The sequence below is a fragment of the Embleya sp. NPDC059237 genome (genome assembly GCF_042754105.1).
Taxonomy (GTDB): domain Bacteria; phylum Actinomycetota; class Actinomycetes; order Streptomycetales; family Streptomycetaceae; genus Embleya.
The window spans coordinates 1-19,368 of record NZ_JBHZAE010000020.1 but is presented as its reverse complement, the minus strand read 5'-3'; the positions used below and the strand labels follow the sequence as shown (position 1 = coordinate 19,368).

The 19,368-nt window shown below is 72.0% G+C and carries 14 protein-coding genes; 8 read left to right on the top strand and 6 right to left on the bottom strand.

The features are described 5' to 3' along the window. The first annotated feature begins 169 nt into the window (after nt 1-169). Nucleotides 170-1,219, top strand: coding sequence for an SIS domain-containing protein (locus tag ACFXKZ_RS42005; RefSeq protein WP_380009916.1), 1,050 nt, complete (start codon nt 170-172; stop codon nt 1,217-1,219). 44 nt (nt 1,220-1,263) lie between these two features. Here ACFXKZ_RS42005 and ACFXKZ_RS42000 read toward each other — a convergent pair whose 3' ends face one another. Next, complete coding sequence (locus tag ACFXKZ_RS42000) at nt 1,264-1,665, bottom strand: winged helix-turn-helix transcriptional regulator (RefSeq protein ID WP_380009913.1); 402 nt, start codon at nt 1,663-1,665, stop codon at nt 1,264-1,266. A 102-nt stretch (nt 1,666-1,767) separates the two neighbouring features. Here ACFXKZ_RS42000 and ACFXKZ_RS41995 point away from each other — a divergent pair, with 102 nt between their 5' ends. Next, complete coding sequence (locus ACFXKZ_RS41995; RefSeq protein ID WP_380009910.1) at nt 1,768-2,406, top strand: NAD(P)-dependent oxidoreductase; 639 nt, start codon at nt 1,768-1,770, stop codon at nt 2,404-2,406. A gap of 133 nt (nt 2,407-2,539) precedes the next feature. Here ACFXKZ_RS41995 and ACFXKZ_RS41990 read toward each other — a convergent pair whose 3' ends face one another. Both ACFXKZ_RS41990 and ACFXKZ_RS41985 read right to left on the bottom strand, forming a co-directional pair. Then, complete coding sequence (locus ACFXKZ_RS41990; protein ID WP_380009907.1) at nt 2,540-3,703, bottom strand: ROK family transcriptional regulator; 1,164 nt, start codon at nt 3,701-3,703, stop codon at nt 2,540-2,542. Between the two features lie 112 nt (nt 3,704-3,815). Next, nucleotides 3,816-4,562, bottom strand: coding sequence for a GntR family transcriptional regulator (locus ACFXKZ_RS41985; protein WP_078974328.1), 747 nt, complete (start codon nt 4,560-4,562; stop codon nt 3,816-3,818). A gap of 579 nt (nt 4,563-5,141) precedes the next feature. Between ACFXKZ_RS41985 and ACFXKZ_RS41980 the strand changes: the two genes are divergently transcribed. After that, nucleotides 5,142-6,317 carry a chitinase gene (locus tag ACFXKZ_RS41980; RefSeq protein WP_380010404.1) on the top strand — a complete coding sequence of 392 codons (1,176 nt, stop codon included), beginning with the start codon at nt 5,142-5,144 and terminating at the stop codon, nt 6,315-6,317. Nucleotides 6,318-6,341: 24 nt separating this feature from the next. On the opposite strand, the gene ACFXKZ_RS41975 is transcribed toward ACFXKZ_RS41980, so the two are convergent. Continuing rightward, the gene (locus ACFXKZ_RS41975) at nt 6,342-7,247 is read right to left on the bottom strand and encodes a GNAT family N-acetyltransferase (RefSeq protein WP_380009904.1); all 906 of its coding nucleotides are present in this window, start codon (nt 7,245-7,247) and stop codon (nt 6,342-6,344) included. A gap of 185 nt (nt 7,248-7,432) precedes the next feature. On the opposite strand from ACFXKZ_RS41975, the gene ACFXKZ_RS41970 reads away from it, so the two are divergent. Then, the gene (locus ACFXKZ_RS41970) at nt 7,433-12,067 is read left to right on the top strand and encodes a HEAT repeat domain-containing protein (RefSeq protein WP_380009901.1); all 4,635 of its coding nucleotides are present in this window, start codon (nt 7,433-7,435) and stop codon (nt 12,065-12,067) included. Between the two features lie 71 nt (nt 12,068-12,138). Beyond that, a complete protein-coding gene (locus tag ACFXKZ_RS41965; protein WP_380009898.1) occupies nt 12,139-12,744 on the top strand; it encodes a CGNR zinc finger domain-containing protein in 606 nt (201 codons plus the stop codon). Nucleotides 12,745-12,815: 71 nt separating this feature from the next. Here ACFXKZ_RS41965 and ACFXKZ_RS41960 read toward each other — a convergent pair whose 3' ends face one another. Beyond that, the gene (locus tag ACFXKZ_RS41960; RefSeq protein WP_380009895.1) at nt 12,816-14,276 is read right to left on the bottom strand and encodes an APC family permease; all 1,461 of its coding nucleotides are present in this window, start codon (nt 14,274-14,276) and stop codon (nt 12,816-12,818) included. A 293-nt stretch (nt 14,277-14,569) separates the two neighbouring features. Between ACFXKZ_RS41960 and ACFXKZ_RS41955 the strand changes: the two genes are divergently transcribed. The 3 genes from ACFXKZ_RS41955 to ACFXKZ_RS41945 all read left to right on the top strand — a co-directional run bounded on the left by ACFXKZ_RS41955 (nt 14,570) and on the right by ACFXKZ_RS41945 (nt 18,354). Beyond that, entirely contained in the window at nt 14,570-16,018 is a 1,449-nt protein-coding gene (locus ACFXKZ_RS41955; protein ID WP_380009892.1) for an aldehyde dehydrogenase family protein, read from the top strand. Nucleotides 16,019-16,309: 291 nt separating this feature from the next. Next, the gene (locus tag ACFXKZ_RS41950) at nt 16,310-17,707 is read left to right on the top strand and encodes an NAD(P)/FAD-dependent oxidoreductase (protein WP_380009889.1); all 1,398 of its coding nucleotides are present in this window, start codon (nt 16,310-16,312) and stop codon (nt 17,705-17,707) included. A 44-nt stretch (nt 17,708-17,751) separates the two neighbouring features. Next, nucleotides 17,752-18,354: an Lrp/AsnC family transcriptional regulator gene (locus ACFXKZ_RS41945; protein WP_380009886.1), complete on the top strand. Its 603-nt coding sequence runs from the start codon at nt 17,752-17,754 to the stop codon at nt 18,352-18,354. An 18-nt stretch (nt 18,355-18,372) separates the two neighbouring features. Here ACFXKZ_RS41945 and ACFXKZ_RS41940 read toward each other — a convergent pair whose 3' ends face one another. Next, on the bottom strand, nt 18,373-18,867 hold the full coding sequence (locus ACFXKZ_RS41940; RefSeq protein ID WP_380009883.1) for a topology modulation protein: 495 nt from the start codon (nt 18,865-18,867) through the stop codon (nt 18,373-18,375). Nucleotides 18,868-19,368: the final 501 nt, after the last annotated feature.

Below are 19,368 nucleotides of genomic sequence, written 5' to 3'. Positions count from 1 at the left end.
ATGCGCGGAGCGCGTGCCCGCCTTTCGTTTGCCTTTCGTGTCGCTTTCGGCGGCCTTCGATAGTGGTCTAGACCAATATTGCCCGGTGCTCGGCGCGGTGGATACCGTCGGGACACCGCGCCGGAGGTCGTTCCGGGGCGGGTCGCCGCAGTCCGGAGGTAGCACCCGCATGCTCGATTCCCCCGTGCCCGGGTCGGTGATGGCCCGTGAGATCGCGGCGCAGCCCGAGGGGTTGGCGCGGATCCTGGCCGACGGGCTCGGGCCGATCCGGGCCGCCGCGGCCGCGATCCGGGCCCGCGACCCGAAGTTCGTGCTGTTCACCGGGCGCGGGACGTCCGACAACGCCGGGCTGTACGCGCGCTATCTCACCGAGGTCCTGCTCGGCCTGCCCGCCGGGCTCACCTCGATGTCCACCACGACCGCGTACCGTGCCCGGCAACGGCTGGCCGACTGCCTGGTCGTGACGGTGAGTCAGTCGGGGGGTTCGCCGGACCTGATCGCCTCCGCTCGACAGGCCCGCGAGGACGGCGCGTTCACCCTCGCGGTGACCAACAACGCCGATTCGGTGCTCGCACAGGAGTCCGACCTGCACCTGGACGTACTGGCGGGCCCCGAACTCGCGCTGCCCGCGACCAAGACGTACACGGCCGAACTGCTCACGCTGTTCCTGCTCGTGGACCACATCCGGGGCGGTACGGGCGAGGCGGCTCTGGGGTTGCCCGCCGCGGCTCGGGCGATCCTGGCTCGCCAGGCGGAGATCGAGGCGCCGGCCGAGCGGTACCGGTTCGCGGACCGGCTCGTGGCGACCGCGCGCGGCTACGGGTATCCGACCGCGTGCGAGGCGGCGTTGAAGATCATGGAGACCAGCTACATCGGCGCCCAGGCGTTCTCCGGCGCGGACCTCATGCACGGGCCGCTCGCGATCGTGGACCGGGGCTGGCCGGTACTGGCGGTGGCGCCGGAGGGTGCGGGCGGCCGGGCGCTGCGGCCGGTGCTGGACCGGCTGCGCGAGTGCGGCGCGGACCTGTTCGTGGTCGGCGCGGCCGAGCCGGTGGCCGAGTACGGGCGGGGCTTCGTGTTGCCGGGCGGGGTGGCCGAGGAGGTGTCGCCGATCCTGGAGATCCTGCCGCTGCAACTGCTCGCGCGCGAGATCGCGCTGGGGCGCGGATGCGACCCGGATGCGCCGCGGGCGCTGGCGAAGGTGACGCAGACGCGGTAGGCGGAGGCGGGCTCGGGTGGTACGGCCCCGGGCCCGCGCCGTTTTCAGGCTGTGCGGTCCAGGTTCGTCGACGCCTCGCGGGCGTCCAGGAGTTCGTCCCAGTGGGCCGCGGCCCACTCGCAGGCGGCGGCCATCGGGACCAGCATGCCGCGGCCCAGCGGGGTGAGGGCGTAGGTCACCCGGCGGACCGGGGTCTCGGACGCGGTGCGGCTGATCAGGCCGTCGCGTTCGAGCGCGCGCAGGGACTGGGTGAGCACCTTCGCGGTGACGCCGTGCATCGGGACGCGCAACTCGGAGAAGCGGCGCGGGCCACCCTCCAGGCAGCGGATGATCATCCCCGCCCACTTGTCGCCGAACCGGATCGGGGACAGGTTCGACGGGCAGACCGGGTCGAACATGTCCGCGCGCAGTGGTTCTCCCGTGAGTTCCCTCGTGGCCTCGCTCATGCGTCCACCGTAGTCGGTATCCAGGAGGTAACCACGACCCCGGATAGCGTGCGCGGCGGTGGTCGACACAGGGATCGACCCGGGGATACGGGGGTGTTTTCGATGAGCGAGATCATCGTCTTCGGCGCGGGTGGTCGCACCGGTCGGGCCGCGATCGCGGAGGCGCTGCGGCGTGGGCACGGGGTGACCGCGGTGGTGCGTGATCCGGCGAAGTACGGGGACCTGGCCGGGGAGCGGGTGCGGGTGGTCGCCGGTGACGTGACGGACGCGGACGCGGTGGCCGAACTCGCGGCGGGTCACGACGGGGCGATCGCGGCGGTGTACGACCCGGCGGCGCCGACGGCGGACTTCTTCACGCGCGCCGTGCGGGCGCTGCGCGACGGGCTGGATCGGGCGGGCGTGCGGCGACTGGTGTGGGTGGGGCTGGCCTCGGTGTTGCCGACGGCGTCCGGCGTGCTGCTGATGGACACGGCGGGATATCCGCAGGAGTACCGGCAGTTCTACCTGGCGCATGGGGCGGGCAACGCGGTGCTGCGCGAGGTGGGCGGCGGGCCGGACTGGGTCGTGTTGAGCCCGGCCGGGGACTTCGATCACGCCGGTACGCGCACCGGTGTGTGGCGGCGGGCCGACGGTGACGCCGAAAGCCGGGTCTCCTACCCCGACTTCGCCATCGGGCTGCTCGACGAGCTGGACACCCCCAGCCTGCACGGCGTGCACGTCGGGATCGCGGACGGCCGATGACCGGCCGGGTGGTCGGCGAGCATGTGGTGGACGGCCCCGACCCGTGGGCGGGTGGGCACGCGGGGTAGGTGGGTGTACGCAGGCCGGGTGTCTGCCGGGTGCTTGTGCCGCGTCGGGGGCGTGCCGACGGGTTCTAGGCCCGTGCCGAGCCGGTGTGTTCGACGGCGAAGAGGCGGTGTTCGGCGCGGTCGAGGGCCACGCGGACGGCGCCCAGGGCCACGCCGTCGGCGCCGAGGGCGGACAGTTCGACGCGCGGCATGCGCAGGCACAGGCGTTGCAGCTCGGCGGTCAGGGGCGGTACGGCGTCGGCGAGGCCGGCCGCCCAGCCGCCGATCACCACGATCTCCGGGTCGAGGGCCAGGACCAGCGCGGTGACGTCGTGGATCAGGCGTTGGACGAAGCGGTCCACCGCCTCGCCCGCGGTGCGGTCGCCCTCGGCCGCGTGCCGGAACACCTCGCCGACCGCCGCTTCGTCCAGCGGCGGCAGGGGGGTGCCGGTGGTAGAGAGCAGGTTCTCCGGGGTGACCTGGCGGCCGAGCAGGTGCAGCGCGCCGATCTCGCCGGCCGCGCCGCCGAAGCCGCGGTGCAGCCGACCGTTGATGAACGAGCCGGCGCCGGGACTGAGGCCGGCCATCACGTAGACGATGTCGTCGGAGCCGACCGCCACGCCCTTCCAGCGCTCGCCGATCGCGGCCAGGTTGGCGTCGTTCTCCACCTGGACCGGACAGCTGAACGAGCGGCCCAGCCGGCCGCCGAGGTCCAGGCCGGTCCAGCCGGGCATCGCCGAGGACAGGGTGACCACACCCTCGGTGTCCACGATGCCGGGGGTGCCGACGCCCACGCCCCAGAGCGAATTGCGCGAGACCTGGGCTCGCCGCAGGGTCTCGCTGACCGTGGCGCGGACCCGTTCCAGGCGGTCCTCGGCCTCGCAGCCCTCCTCGACGGTGCGGGCGGAGCGGCCGATGATGGTGCCGCCGAGGTCGGCGAGGACGACCCGGATGCGGTGTACGCCGACGTCGATGCCGAGCAGGTGGCCGGCCTCCGCGTGGAACCGGAAGCGCCGGGCGGGACGGCCGCGCGGACGGCTGCCGTCCTCGCCCTCGGCGGTGGTGGTCTCCACGACCAGGCCCTCGGCGAGCAGACCGTCGACGACGCCCTCGACGGTGGGTCGGGACAGACCGGTGGCCTCCATCAGGGCTGTCACCGTCAGCACCTCGCCGCCGCGCAACGCACGCAGGGTCGCCGCGGAATTGATCCGCCGGACCACGGAGGAATCCCCGCCGGTCGCCTGTGCCACAGCTCTTGTCCTCTCCCCGCGTCGTCACACGGGACCTTGGTCCGGGCCGCCGCGCCCGTCATGCACGCCGTCGTCGCTCAGGCGCGGATGGTACCCAGATTTCGGGTCGGGATCAGGATGCGGGCCGCAGCGCGGTCGGCCCGGCCTCGGCGAAGGCGAGCCGGCAGGTGTCGGCGCGGTAGGTGGCCACGGTGACCGCGGCGGTGCGGCCGAGCGCGGTGTACGTCGTCGTCACGACCAGGACGGCGGTACCCGGCGGACGCTCCAGGTAGCGCGCCTCCTCGGCCTCGGCCACGGCCAACTCGACCGCGCGGTGCCGCCCTTCGAGGCGGTGGCCGCGCAGCTGACGCAACATCAGCGAGGCCCGCTCGAAGTTCGGAACGCGGGTGGAGAGGGAGGGCACGACGGCGCGCGAGACGTAGAGGCACTCCAAGCCGACCACCTGGCGCATGGAGAACTGGCGCCGGCGCAGGCGGTGGACCAGGGCCGAGGGGCGGCCCTTGAGGGTGTCGGCGAATTCCTCGGTGACCGGCACGGTGGCGCAGTCGATCACCTCGCGGTCGCGCAGGTCCACGCCCGGCCAGCCCTCGCCGTCGGCGCCGAGGGAGACGTCGACGCGAGGGCCGGCGACCGTGGTGCCGGCGCCCCGCTTGCGGACCAGGCGGCCTTCCAGCTCCAGCTGCTCCAAGGCGTGTCGGAGGGTGGCCCGGGCGACCCCGAAGCGCGCGGCGAGGTCGCGCTCGTTGGGGAGGATGTCGCCGGAGTTGAAGTCCTCGTCGATCGCCTTGAGCAGGGAGGTGCGCAGTTGCCAGTACTTGGGTTCGCCGAAGACCGCCGTCTCGTCCGGCATTGTCGCCATGCTGCTCACGGACGCCCCCTCGGCTCTCCGACGCCTGCTCGGCGTGGATTTATTGCATGCTCGGTTTACTAAAGACGGTTGAATATAACCGCGTCGGACCACGAAAGGTCCAGACCAAGTCGGATGAACTTCCCGGTGACCTGTCTCACATCGCCACATGCGGCGCGACACCTCCTGCTCGACCTGCGCGAACGACACACCCCGCCGGGGCGGGCGTGGGGTGAGGGAATCGCGGGGGAGCCGAGCGTCGGGTCGGATTCCGGCGGGGACCACGCTCGGGCCACACCCCCGACGAGGCCTCACGCCCCCCACCCTGCGGCACGGCGGAAACCATCCGACGACTTGGTTTGCTCACCCCGGGAACGCCCGGACGAACATTCGGGGAGGAGCCGTCGAAGCGAGGTGTGCCCGGGCTCCGTCCGGCGGCAAAATTGGTCCAGTCCAATGTATTGACGGTGTGGGAGGGGAGGGCCACGCTTTGGCCATTGGTCTATACCAAGTCCCCCACAGGAGTCCCCCGTGGCACGTCGTTTCGTCCCCATACTTGCCGCTGCCGCCGCGTCCGCCGGGTTGCTGTCGATGTTCGCGCTCACCGGTGGAGCCACCGCCGCCGGGCCCGCCGCGTCCGCGCCGGGCGGCGTCGGGAGCAACTGGTACGCCGCCGCCCCCTACCTCATGCCGCTCGACAACGACCCGCCGGACGCCGGTGCGGTCATGGACGCCACCGGCCTGAAGGCGTTCCAGCTCGCGTTCGTCCTCGCGCCCAACGGCGGTGGTTGTACGCCGACTTGGGACGGAACGAAGCCGGTATCCACGGATACCGCGGTGGCGGGGGTGATCGCCGCGATCCGGGCCAAGGGCGGTGACGTCTCGGTGTCCATCGGCGGTTACGGCGGCACCAAACTCGGTCAGACCTGCGGCACACCGGAGGCGACCGCCGCCGCGTACCAGCAGGTGGTCGACAAATACGGGCTCAAGGCGCTCGACTTCGACCTCGAGGAACCGGAGTACGAGAACAGCGCGGCCATCCACAACGAGATCGGCGCGGCCAAAATCCTCCAGCAGAAGAATCCCGGCATCTACATCTCGGTGACCACGGCCGGCACCGCCGACGGCACCGGCTGGTTCGGCAAGCAGATGCTCAACGAGGCCAAGGCGCAGGGCTTCACGCCGGACAACTTCTCGATCATGCCGTTCGACGGCGGCTTCAACGGAGCGGCGGCGCAGACCTCCGCGCTGACCAACTTCAACTCCGTCCTGCGCAGCACGTTCGGCTGGGACGCCGCCACCGCCTATGCCCACGAGGGCATTTCGCAGATGAACGGGCGCAGCGACACCGGCGAGTACTTCTACCAGGCGGACTTCCAGACGGTCTACGATTACGCGATCAGCCACCACATGGCGCGCTTCACGAACTGGTCGGTCAACCGCGACCGGCAGTGCACGCCACCGGACAACGGCGGGCGAACGTCGGGCGTGTGCAGCAGCGTTCCGCAGGCGCCCTGGGACTTCACCAAGTTCTCGGTCCGCTTCGCGGGCGCCACGCCGCCCACGACCCCGCCGACCACGACCCCTCCGACGACCACCCCGCCGGGCAACTGCACGATCGCGGCGTGGGATCGGGCGGCGGTCTACCAGAGCGGCAACTCCGTTTCCCACAAGGGCCATTCGTGGAAGGCGAAGTGGTGGACGCAGGGTGAGGAGCCGGGGACGACCGGGCAGTGGGGGGTGTGGCAGGACCTGGGGCCCTGCTGATTCTCCGCCGCGCCGGCTGTGTTCTCAGTGCGATCGGCCCACCGGTAGGTCGAGTTGGTACTCGGTCGACCGGTGGGTCGGTCGGTAGCCGAGGGTGTCGTTGATGGCGCGCATCGCGTGGTTGGCGTCGGCGGTGTCGGTCAGCAGTGCGGAGAGGTTCGGGTGGCGTTCCCGGGCCTGCCGGATGGCCTCGGCCTTCATCCACAGGCCCAGGCCGTGGCCTCGGTGTTCGGGCAGGACGCCCGTGCTGTAGTGCTGACCGTCGCCCTTGCCGTCGCCGGGAACGACCAGTTCGGTGAAGCCGGCGATGGTGTCGGTGGCCGTGTCGATCGCGACGACCGTGTGCAGCAGCTCGCCGCGATCGGCGATGGCCTGGGCCGCCGCACGGAGGCGTTCCACGTCCCAGAGGACCGTTCCGTAGTCGGTCTCGCCCATCGGCATGTCGTCCATCGCGCGGCGGGAGGCGGCGAAGGTCTCGGCCAGTGCGTCCGGGACGGTGCCGTCCCAGGAGTGCAGCCGGTAGCCGGGGTGGTCCCGCTCGGCGATCGCGGCCCACGCCGCGTCGCCCGGCTCGTGGTCGGTCAGGGGCAGCCGGGTGTAGATCAGGGTCAGCACGTCGCGGAATCCCCGCTCGGACAGGAACGCCGCGCCCGGCGAGTCCGCCTTGGCCTGGGCGAGCAGCGAGCGGCGGCCCGCCTCCCGGGCGGCCTCGGCGGCTGCGTGGAGCAGAGCGGTACCGACGCCGTCGCGGCGCTCGGCCGGGTGTACGTGCACCTCCACCTCGGCCAGGTGGTCCTGGCCGGGTTTGTCGAACAGCCGCAGGAAGGCGGAGCCGCGTGGGATGCCGTTCGCGTCGGCGGCCAGCCAGGCCAGGCGGTGGGCGCTGGGGCTGCGCTTCGGGTCGGTGAGTGGGGTGAGGTAGGTCGGCAAGGGGGCTCCATGGGTGGTGCTCGGTGCTGGTGCTTCGCGTAGTGGTGGGTGTGCTCTGTGCGAGGTGCCGCGGGTTTCGGCGGTCGGACGGCGAACCTAGCCGGCCCGGCGTGTCGACGGCAAGCATCGGGGCGAGTGGGAAAACCCGTTCGTCGCGTGCTGCGGGGCCTGCCTAGGATCGAGCGATGACGATCTCCGAGCAGGACGCCGTGTCGGACGCCGTGGCGCGGGCCGACGCGGTGTGGCTCTCGGCGTACTTCGACGGGGTGCCGTGCCCGATACCGGTGCTTCGGGGTCTGGTCGCGCACGAGGACCCGACGTTGCGACACCTCGGCGTGGTGTTGCTGCGGGAGCGGGTCGGGCGGCCCGGGGGTGGTGCGGATCGCGAGGCGGTGGCTCTGCTCCCGCATGTGTCTGCTGGATCGGCCGAGGCGGCCTTGATGCTCGCCGAGGTGTACGCGCGGTTGCGTGTTCCCGTCCCGGAATGGCGCACCGCACGGTGGCCGGCTCGGGTGCGGATCGCCTGGCTGCGGGCGGAGATCGTGGCCCGGCCCGAGGCGACGGTGCGGGCCGAGCCGGCGGGGGAGGAACTGTACCGGGCCGTCGAGGGGATCGACGCCGGTGCGGTGGACGATGTCGGGGCCCTGCTGGACGGGTTGTCGGCGCGGCCGGATTCGGTGTTGCGCGCGGCGGCGTTGCGGGTGGTGCGGCAGGCGTTGGCCGATGCGTTGATCGGGCCGGGGCAGGCCCGTGCCCGGTTGGTCGAGTTGTTGGATCCGGCCGCCGGTGCCGAGGTGGTGGCGGGGGCGTTGGCGGAGTTGGCCGCGCCGTGGGCCGCCGAGGAGATCCCGGTCGGGATGGAGCGGGCGTTGCGTCGACTGCTGCCGGAGTTTCCGGACGCGGTGGAGGTCGCCGCGCGGTTCGGGGCGATCGGGCTGCTGCGTGAGGTGGCCGCGGATCCCGGGCTGCCGGGGCGGCAGCGGCAGGGGGCCCTCGCCGCGGTCGGGGATTTCGCCGACCGGGGCGATGTGGGCGGGTTGTTGGCGATCGCCGAGGCGGATCCGCTGTTGTTCGCCGAGTCGATCGTGGCCTGTCTGGGGGCGATGCATCGGCGCGGGCACTTCGTCCGGGACGAGGATGTGCCCGCCGTGATCGCCATGGCGCTCGCCGACTACGGCGTCGCCGCGGTCGACGTGGCGATCGTGCTGTACACGGTGCGGCACGAGGCGCTGCGCGCGCTGATCTCGGTTGCGGACGACCACCCGGACTGGCCGCGATGCGTGGAACTGCTGTCCGCGCTGGCCGCGCAGGGTGCCCCCGATCTGCCGGTCGGCGAGGTGTTGGCGGCTCGGTTGGCCGGTGTCGGCCGGCCGGAGCCCGTATTGGCCGCCCTTCGCGCGTTGCGGTACACGGGCGCGGAGGAGGCCGTGTTGGCCGCTTTGCCCCGGGCGCCCCGGGCCGCGTTGCGCGCGTTGGAGGCGATCGGCGGGCCGCTCACGGTCGCGATGTTGCGCGAGGGGCTGGGGGTGGCCGACCCGGGCGGCGTGGTGGTGCCGCATCTGCGCGGGGTGGCCGACCTCGCGCTGGAGGTGTTGTGGCACCTGACCGACGACCCGCTCCGGCGCCGGGAGTTGCGGGCCCGGCTCGACCGGCGAGCACTGCCCGAGCGGATCGCGGCCGACCTCGGGATGCCGGACCCGGACGAACTCGCCCTGCTCACCGCGGATATCGACGCGGACCGCCCGGTCGCCGCACTGTGCCGGCTCGCCCGCAACGGCGACGCGCGTACCATCCCGTCGCTTGCCGACCTGCTGCTGCGGGTGGTGAGCGACCTGGTGGCGAACCGGGGTGAGGAGATCGCCGAGCCGGTGGTGCCTGACGAGGTGGTCGAGGCGATCGGCGCGCTCGGCGAACGCCTGTACCGGCGCCGCGTGTTGCGCCCGGCGTGTCTGCTCGCCGCGAGCGACCCGAAGGCGGCGCGCGCCGAACTCCTCTGCGACATCACCCTGGACCTGATCGACCGCGAAGGCGTCACCGATGCCGAACTGGCCGTCCTGCTCGAACTTCTGTCCCGGGGCGACGAGGCGACCGGGCGCGGTACGCGTCGGTCGGAGCCCGGCGTCAAGGACCGTATCCACCACCTGATCCGGCACCGCGACGCGGACGTGCGGAAGCACGCCATCGCGCTGATCGCCCGGGACCCGGACGCGGCCCGTTCGTTGTCCGCGAGCCTGATCCCGCTCACCACCTCCGCGGATCCCCGGACCGTGCGTCAGGCCCTGCGCGCGCTGGGCCGGATGCGGGCCCGGTGGGCGGGGGAGGCGATCGCGGCGTGCCTGGGGCACCCGGTGATGAACGTCAGGAAGACGGCGGCGCAGGCGCTGATCGACGCCGGCACGCCGAGGCAGATTCCGGTGCTGCTGGGGTGGCTCGGGCGGCACGACAACCCCGGCCTGCGCGACTCGTTGACGGCGGCGCTCGGGGAGGTGCTCGGACCGGCGTACCGGGCGCGGGTCCTGGCGGCGGCGGAGCGGGCGACGGACGCGCGGGAGCGTGCGCTGCTGATCCGGGCCGTGGACCGGGAGTGGTCCACCCGTGCGGTGGCGGCGCTGGTGCGTCGAGGGTCGGTGGTCGCGGAGCCGCTGCTTGCCGGTTTGGCGCGGGCGGACTTCACCGTGCGGGACGGTGCGATCCCGGACCTGGCCGAGGAGTTCGCGGCCCACGGCATCGCGATGCCGAAGCCGGCGGCGGAGGCGTCGGAGGAGGACCGGGAACTCCGCGCCGATCTGCTCACCATGACCCGCCGGGCTCGCCCCGACCACGATCTGCCGGCCGTATTGCGTTTGGTTCGGCGCGGGCCGAAGGCGTCGACGCCCGAGCAACACGGCGCCCTGCGGGAGGCGTTGCCGCGGCTGCTCGGCCTGGCGCGGTGGCGGTCGGCCGATCGGGCGGCGGTGTTGCGGTTCGTGGTGGCGGCCTGCCCCGCGCCGTGGTCGGACGCCGAGCGCGCCGCGTTCGCCGACGCGTACGACGTGCTCGCGGCCGAACTCGGCACGGTGGACGGAGTCGGCGCGATCCTGGAGGTGGTCGCGGGCTCGTTGGCCGAGATCGCCGCGTTCGACCTCGCCCGCCGGATCCGGGCATTGCCGGACCCGGCCTTCGCGGGCCCGACCCCACTGGCCGTACTGCGCTGTTGCGGAGCCGTTCGCACCCGCGAGGACGTGGAGCGCGCACTGGCCGGGGTGCGTCCGGGTCCGAACCCCTGGGAGGCCGAAGTCGCGGTGCTCGGCGAGGCGTTTTGGCCGGAGGGGCGAGGGGATGCCGAGGGCGCCGAGGCCGAGGAGCCCGAGCGGGTCGCACTGCTGGACGCCTGGCGGTCCGGGCTCGACGCCGCCGTGCGCTCGCCGCAGACGCTCGCTGCGTTCCGGGCCGCGACCGAGACCGGGGCCGGGACCGGCGCCGAGGCCAAAACCGGCGCCGACCCGGACTCCCGGGCGCGGCTCGCCGCCCTGATCGACGTCTTCCCGAGCGCCGAGCCCGACACCCGCGCGCCCCTGCTCGACTGGCTGACCGAACTCCAGCCGATCGACGCGCCGCCGTGGGTGTCGGCCGAACGGGCCGCCCGGGCACGCCGGTTCGCCCGCACCGGTCCCGCCACCCGTCTCCCGCACGCGGAAGACCTCGACCAACCACGCTCGACCCCGCAACGGGAACGTCTGGTGGCCCTGCTCGCCGCCGCCGACCCGCGCCGCCGCAGGGCCGCCGCCGAGATCCTGTGCGACCGGGCCGAGCCGGCCACCCGACGCGTCGTCCTGGACGCCCACCTGCGCGGCGCCGTCGACCTGCCCGCGCACCTCCTGAGGCCCCTCGCCCCCACCCTGCTCGACCTCGCCGACGACACCGACCCTGCAGGCGTGTTCGCCGGCCCGGACGCCGACCTCGCCCGCACCCGAGCCGCGCGGCTGTGCGCGATCATGGCCCCGGAGCACCTGGAACGCGCCGCCCCGCACCTCGTCTCGTGGTGGGAGCACGGCACACCCACGGCCCGGACGGCGATACTCACCGCCACCCGCGCCATGTCCGCCGACGTCCTTGCCGAAGCCCTCCGGACCCGCCTGGACGCCGGCGCCCCGGGCTGCCTCGACCTGCTGCTCGACCGCACCGTGCGGCGCACCCCGGAACTGACCGAGACCGTACATCGGCTGCGCGTCGAGGGACGCAAGGCACTCGCCGACCGATTGACCCTCGTCGGCGGCGTACTCCGCGCACCCGGCCCCGATCGCAACGGCCTTGCCCTGGTGTCCCTGCGCACCCGCACCGTGCCGCCCGGTGCCGAGCGCCCCACGCGCGACGAACTGATCGCCACGGTACGGGCGAGCGCGCCCGAGCAGGCCCGACGGGCCCTGTCCCGGCTCGCCGACGAATACGGCGCCGATCCGGAAGTACACGCCCTGGTTGCCGAGTTGCTTGGCCATGCGCACCCGCGTGTGCGCCTGCACGCGCACCGGATCTCGCGACGCGTGCTCGACCGCGCCGAATACCTGCGACACACCGAGCAGTTGCTCGACGACCCGCGACGGGACGTCGTCCGAAGCGCGATCCGCACGTTGTCGCACGCCGGTTGGCAGCCGGCCGTACCGTCCCTGATCACCCTGTTCGCGGACGCCGACCCGGTGACCCGCGAAGCCGCCGGCGAGGGCCTGGCCCGGATCGGCGTCGCGGTCCTGCCCGCGCTGCGCAAGGCCGCCGCGCACGCCCGCCCGGATCGCCGCGGCCGCTATCTGGAACTGCGCGACCGGATCGCGGCGGCCCCCGAATAGCCGGTCGCGGCACCCCGCGCCGTTGTTCCGGGCCATATTGGTCAAACCGGTTCGCGAGTACGCTGGCGGGTATGCCGCGATCCGCCGCCGACACCCGTCGATTCCGCCACGGAGCGGGCAGGCTCGCCCTGGACTTCATTCGCACGCTCGACGGTCGGGGCACGCCCCGGGAGCAGGAGGAACTACCGGACGCGGAAGCTCTGTTCGCGTGGATACGGCAGTTCGGTCCGGGCGGCGGGGTCGTCGCCGTCGCCCCCTTCGCCGCCGTATCGGTGGCCGATGCCCGGCAGTTGCGCGAGGCCGTCCATGAACTGATCGTGGTGGCCCGCCGGGGCGAGGGGTTGACCGCCTGGCGATCCCTGGCCCGGGAGCGGGTCAACCGCGCCGCCGCCGCCCCGACACCGATTCCGGCGGTGGACGCGGGGGGCCGGGTGCGCTGGAGTGCGCCGGACCCGGTCGCCGCCACCCTGTCGCTGATTGCCCGGGACGCGATCGACCTGGTCGACTCCGCCGCGATCACCAGGGTCAGAGCCTGCGCCGGCCCGCTCTGCGGCGCACTGTTCCTGGACGAATCCCGCCCGGGCACCCGCCGTTGGTGCTCGATGAACACCTGCGGCAACCGTGCGAAAAAACAAACCAACCGAGCCACGAAACACAAACTGCACACCGGCTCGTAGTCACCCGCGACGACGGCACGGGGCCACCGCGACGTGCGCGATGACCCCGTATCCGGCAACGCCGCGCGGATCTACCGTTTGTCCGTGCCCACACGCGCTGCGTCGCGGGGGTCCTGGACCCTCGTGCGGTAGAGCCACAGGGCCACGCCGACGACCAACACGCCGCAGGCGATGCCCAGTTCCTTGAAGCCGCCGTAGCCGGTGATGGAGAAGCCGGTCGCGCCGACCACCAACACCACGGCCAGGAACGCGGCGAGCAGCCAGGCCAGCGGCACGAAGAAGTTCGGCAGCCGGATCGGCCGGGCCAGGTCCGGGCGATCCCGGCGCAGCATGGCGAAGCCCGAGATGGCCAGTACGTGGGTGAGGATGTAGCCCAGGTTGCCGGTCACGATGATTGCGAGCGGGGTCTTGAGCGCGATCAGGATGACCACGTTGACCACGAGGGCGATCATCAGCGCCCGCGCCGGCACGCCGCGCCGGTTGAGCACGCCGACCTGCTTGATCGTGGTGCCCTCCTTGCCCATGTTGTAGAGCACACGCGAACCGTCGGCCAGACCGGTGATCATGATCAGCAGCAGCGAGGCGATCAGGAAGACCACCATCAGGTCCGCCGCGCCGCCCACCAGGTCGTTGAACGCGCCGACGTAGAAGGTGGTCGGGTCGAGCCCGATCTTCTCCTCGCCGACATAGCCGGCCAGCGCCAGCGGCAGCAGGATGAACACGCCGAGCGAGAACAGCACACCCGCGCGCAGCGCCCGCGAGGTGTCCTTGACGGTGTCCTTGTACTCCGGCGCGAAGGTCGCGCAGACCTCGACGCCGAACGACGTCCAGGCCATCACGTACAGCCACACCAACGATTCGCGGATGCCGGCCGCGCCGTGCAGGTTCCAGTGCAGGTTGCTCGCGCTCCAGTCGCCACTGGCGAACGGCAGCACGATGAACACCACGAGCGGAACGAGCAGCATGCCGCCGGTGACGTAGACGACCCACATCGCGACGTGCAGGCCGAACATGGCCGCGCCGAAGAGCAGCACGATCACCGCGATGCCGACCACGATCGGGAAGGTCAACTCGGCGAAGCCCAGGTCCAGGGTCCAGTCCTGGCCCTGGAACCACTGGGCCTGGACCAGCGAGCCGATGATGCCCGCGTACACGGACAGCGCGGTGGTCCAGGGGAACCAATAGCCGATGCTGGCCAGCGGGCCGACGAACGGCGCGCGCTTCTTCCAACCCTCGGTCGCGTAGTGCGCGATGCCGCCGGACGACTCGGGGAACATCGCGGCCAACTCGGTGTAGATCCAGTTGGCGATCGTGGCCAGGAGCATCGAACCGGCCCACAGGGCGATCGCGCCCCACGCGCCGAGGCCGCCGATCGAGGCGCCGAGCGAGGCGATCAGCGCGGCGGGCATGGTCAGGGACATCGCGAAGCCGTCGTACCAGCGCATCTTCTTGGCGAGCGCGGGCGGGCCGGCCACGGTGTCGGCGGCGGTACCGGTCGAGCCGGGGGCGGCCGGGTGAGGTGCTGCGGACATACGTTTCCCCTTCGCGGGGTGGGAGCGGCCGGTGGAGGTTCCCGGGGGACGGCCGCTTGGGGGAGGGGGTCGCGGGCTCCGGACGCGCTGCTGTCGGCGCCGTCGTCGGCCCTGCCGGTGGCCCTGCTGATGGCCCTGTTATAGATCCGGGTTTTCAACCACGTCAAGGGTTCTTCTTTGTTCGTTCGACAAATGAGAGCTGTAGAAGTTGCTCATTGAGATCTATTGACAGGTCAAAGTTGCTGATGAAGTCTGAACACACGTCGCCCGAGGACAGAGAGGGATCCCCCCGCATGAGCAGCAACGGCCCCGCCCGCCACCAGTTCTTCATCAACGGCGCCTACGTCGACGGCTCCGGTACCGAGGGCTACGACGTGATCAGCCCGGTCACCGGCGAGCACGTGGCCACCGTCCCGGTGCCCACCGCCGCCGACCTGGACCGGGCCGTCGCCGCCGCCAACACCGCGCAGCGCGCGTGGGCCAGGGTCAACGTCTGGCAGCGCGCGGAGTTGTGTCACCGCATCGGCGACGAGATCACCAAGCGGGTCGACGAGCTGGCCCGCCTGCAGACCCTGGAGCAGGGCAAGCCGCTCGCCGAGTCGGTCGCCGACATCGAGGAGGCGGCGCAGCTCTTCCACCTGCACGCCGAGGACGCGGTCCGGCTGCACGGCGAGACGATGCCCTCCACCGACGGCACGAAGCGCATGTGGACCTTCTACGCGCCGGTCGGCACCTGGGGCATCATCACCCCCTGGAACTTCCCGCTGCTCATGCTCGCCGAGTTCGTCGCCCCGGGGCTGGCCACGGGCAACGCGCACGTGGTCAAGCCGCCGGCCAACACGCCGCTGACGGTGCTCAAGGCGATGGAGGCGTTCGTCGCGGCCGGGGTGCCGGAGGGTCTGATCAACATCCTCCCGGGCGAGGGCGCCACGGGCGACGCGCTCGTGCGGCACGACGGCATCGACGCGATCGGCTTCATCGGGTCCTCCGCGACCGGCGCCAAGATCCAGGCCGCCGCCGGGCTCAAGCGCTCGATCATGGAGTGCTCCGGCAACGGGCCGCTGGTCGTGCTGGAGGACGCCGACCTGGCCGCCGCCGCCAAGGCCGCGGTGTACGGCGCGTACCTGTGCGCCGGGCAGGTCTGCTGCGCCACCGAGCGGGTGATCGTGGTCGACGCGGTACACGACGCGTTCGTGGCGGCGGTGTTGCGGGCGGCCGAGGACGTGGTGCTCGGTGACCCGTTCGATGCCGCCACGAATTTGGGGTCGCTGAACAACGAGGGTGTCGCCGCGAAGATGGATCGGCACATCGCGGATGCGCACGAGCGGGGCGCAAAGGTGCTTTTGGGCGGCAAGCGCCGGGTGGGGATGCCTACGGAGCTGTATTACGAGTTCACCGTGGTGGACGAGGTTCCCGTGGACAGTCTGCTGTCGCGGGAGGAGTCGTTCGGGCCGGTGGTGCCGATCATCACGGCGGTGGACGAGGACGATGCGCTGCGGCTGGCCAACGACGACAAGTTGGGGCTTCAGGGGGCGGTGTTCACGCGGAGCATGCGGGCGGCGTATCGGTTTGTCGAGGAGATGGCGGTGGGGCAGGTCGTGGTGAACGACAGCACGTGTTTTTGGGACGTGAACATGCCGTTCGGCGGGGCCGGGAATCGGGGTACGGGGTGGGGGCGGATCGGGGGCAAGCACACGCTCCTGGACATGTCCGACCTCCGCACGGGCGTGATCAACCTGTAGCCGCCGTTGGCCTTGCCGGCCCGGCTTTGGCCTCAAACGCCGGCCGGGCTGTGACCCCGGCCTCCGGCCGAGGGTGGCCTCAAGCGCCGGCCGGGCTGAGTGTGACCCGGCCTTCGGCCGAGGTGGCCTCAAGCGCCGGCCGGGCTGTTGATGGCTTGGTTCGCGAAATCCAGCCCGGCCGGCGTTTGAGGCCACTCGGCCGGAGGCCGGAACCAAGCAGCCCGGGCGGCGTTTGAGGTCGAATTTTGGCTTGCCTTTACGAATACCGGTCACTACCCCGTAGGGAACCGCATGACCCCGAGTCACCGCATTGCCTTGCGTAATGCTGCCCAGGAGCCGTTTTGGTTGGATCGGATCGAGTGTCCCGAGCCGTTGGCGCGGCTGGTGGGGGATGTTCGGGTTGATCTGGCCGTGGTTGGTGGCGGGTATACCGGGCTTTGGACCGCGTTGATCGCCAAGCAGCGGGATCCCGGGCGGGATGTGCTGGTGTTGGAGCAGGGCACCTGTGGGCATGCCGCCAGCGGGCGCAATGGGGGGTTTTGCTCGCCGAGTCTCACCCATGGGCTGGCCAACGGGCTGCAGCGGTGGCCGGATGAGATCGATACGTTGCAGCGCCTGGGTGCGCGCAACCTCGATGAGTTCGAGCGCGACTTGGACACGCATGGGATCGACTGTGGGTTCGGCCGTTTCGGCAAGGTCGCCGTTGCCGCTACTCCCTGGCAGGCCGAGTCGTTGCGGGCGTCGGTGGGGATTGCCCATCGTTATGGGGAGAAGGCCGAATACCTGGAAGGGGACGCGCTACGGGCCTACGTCGACTCGCCGCTGTGGGCGGCGGGCGTGTGGCAGCCCGACTACGCGCTCCTGGATCCCGCGCGCCTGGTCTGGGGGCTGCGCCGAGCCTGCCTGGACGCCGGTGTACGGATCGTCGAGCGCACCGAGGTCACCTCGATCGACACCAAGCCCGCCGACGCGGTCCGGCTGAGCACCGCCTACGGGCTCGTCGCCGCGCGTCGGGTCGCGCTCGCCACCAACATCTACCCGCCGCTGCTGCGCCGGCTCGGCCTGAGCATGGTCCCGGTGTACGACTACGCGCTCACCACCGAGCCGCTCACGGACGAACAGCTCGCCGCGATCGGCTGGACCGGCGAGCACGGCGTCACCGACGCGGGCAACCAGTTCCACTACCTGCGCAAGACCGCCGACAACCGCATCCTGTGGGGCGGTTACGACGCCATCTACCCGTTCGGCAGCAGGGTCGACGAGGCGCTGACCCAGCGCCCGGAGACGTTCGACATCCTCGCCGAGCAGTTCGCCGCGACCTTCCCGCCGCTCGCCGACGTCGCCTTCTCGCACGCGTGGGGCGGCGTGATCGACTCGACCACCCGGTTCTGCATGTTCGCCGGCACCGCCGCAGCCGGCCGGGTCGGCTACGCGCTCGGCTTCACCGGACTCGGCGTCGGGGCCACCCGGTTCGGCGCCGAGGTGATGCTGGACCTGCTCGCCGGCACCCGGTCGGAACGTACCGAACTCACCATGATCAAGCGCAAGCCGATCCCGTTCCCACCCGAGCCCGCACGCTGGATCGGCATCCAGGCCACCCGCTGGTCGATGGCCCGCGAGGACGCGCACGGTGGCCGCAACCTGTGGCTGCGCTCGCTGGACCGACTCGGACTGGGCTTCGACTCGTGAACCACCCGGGTGCCGGACCCGAAGGCCGGGAGGAACAGGGGAAGATGGCCGCCGGAGATCAGGACCAGGCACACGCGCCGAACCCGGCGCCGCAGCAGACCCGGAGCAGCCGCATGACCCCTGCAGGCCCGCTGGACGACATCGACCGGCGCATCATCGCCATCCTTCAGGCCGACGGTCGGCGTGCGTACAAGCAGATCGCCGAGGACCTGGGCATCCCGGCCTCCTCGGTGCGCTATCGGGTGCAGCGCCTGGAGGAGAGCGGGACGCTCCAGATCGTCGGCATCGCCAACCCGCTCACCATCGGGTTCGACCGGCTCGCGATGATCGGCATGCGGGTGCGGCCCGGCAGCGCCCGGGAAGTGTGCCGGGAACTGCGCGAGTTGCCGGAGACGTCGTACGTGGTGATGGTCGCCGGACAGTACGACGTGATGGTCGAGGTGATCTGCCGGGACACCGACCACTTCACCGATCTGCTCAACCGACGCCTGCTGATGATCGACGGGGTGCTCTCCACCGACTCCTTCTTCGTGCTGGAGGTGCACAAGCTCGCGTACGGCTGGGGCGTCGGCGGCGTCGAGTCCTCGCTGCTCGACGCGCCGGAGATAGCGCCGGGGTCGGGCCTGGACCAGCGCGACAGCCGCTGAGCGCCCGCCCGTTGCGGCTCAGCCGCTCGTCGGCAGGCCGGCGAGCCAGCGGTCGGCGGCGCGACGGGTGGTGAAGGTGTGTACCGGGACGTCCGGCGCGGAGTGGGCGGCGAGCAGTCGGCGCACCCGGGGGCGGACCGAGTGCCGGTAGGCCAGGACGGAGCGCAGCACGCTCGGGTCGAGCCGGTCGTGATCGCCGGCCTCGGGGTGCCGGCGGCGGGCCAGTATCGCGGTGATCGCGGCCGGCGGGTGGATGTCGAGGAAGACCACGGTGTCCGCCGCGCGCAGCCGGATCGGCAGTGTGGAGGCGTAGTTGCCGACCACGATCCACTCGGGCCGGGCGACCAGCGCGCGCTGCGCGTCGGCGAACTCCTCGGCCGGGGCGGTGGTTCGATCCTCGCGGTGGTACAGGGTGTCCAGGTGGGTGACGGGGAGGTCGAGTCGGGTACCCAGGGCGTCGGCCAACTCGGGCCTGCCGGTTCCGCCGACGCCGACGACGACGATCTTGCGCATGGTCTCGCAGCGTACGGAGGCGGCGGGCGCGACGCGCGTGGATTACCGGGAGTTTGCCGGGCGAGACCGGTCCCGCCCGGCCTTTGGCGTCATGCGCTCGGCCCGGCTGGGTGACCTGGCCTCCGGCCGAGGTGGCCTCAAACGCCGGCCGGGCTGGATTTTGCGGACCGGTCCCGCCCGGCCCTTGGCGTTATGCGCCCCGCTCGGCTGGGTGACCTGGCCTCCGGCCGAGGTGGCCTCAAACGCCGGCCGGGCTGGATTTTGCGGACCGGTCCCGCCCGGCCCTTGGCGTTATGCGCCCCGCTCGGCTGGGTGACCCGGCCTCCGGCCGAGGTGGCCTCAAACGCCGGCCGGGCTGGATTTTGCGGACCGGTCCCGCCCGGCCCTTGGCGTTATGCGCCCCGCTCGGCTGGGTGACCCGGCCTCCGGCCGAGGTGGCCTCAAACGCCGGCCGGGCTGGATTTTGCGGACCGGTCCCGCCCGGCCCTTGGCGTTATGCGC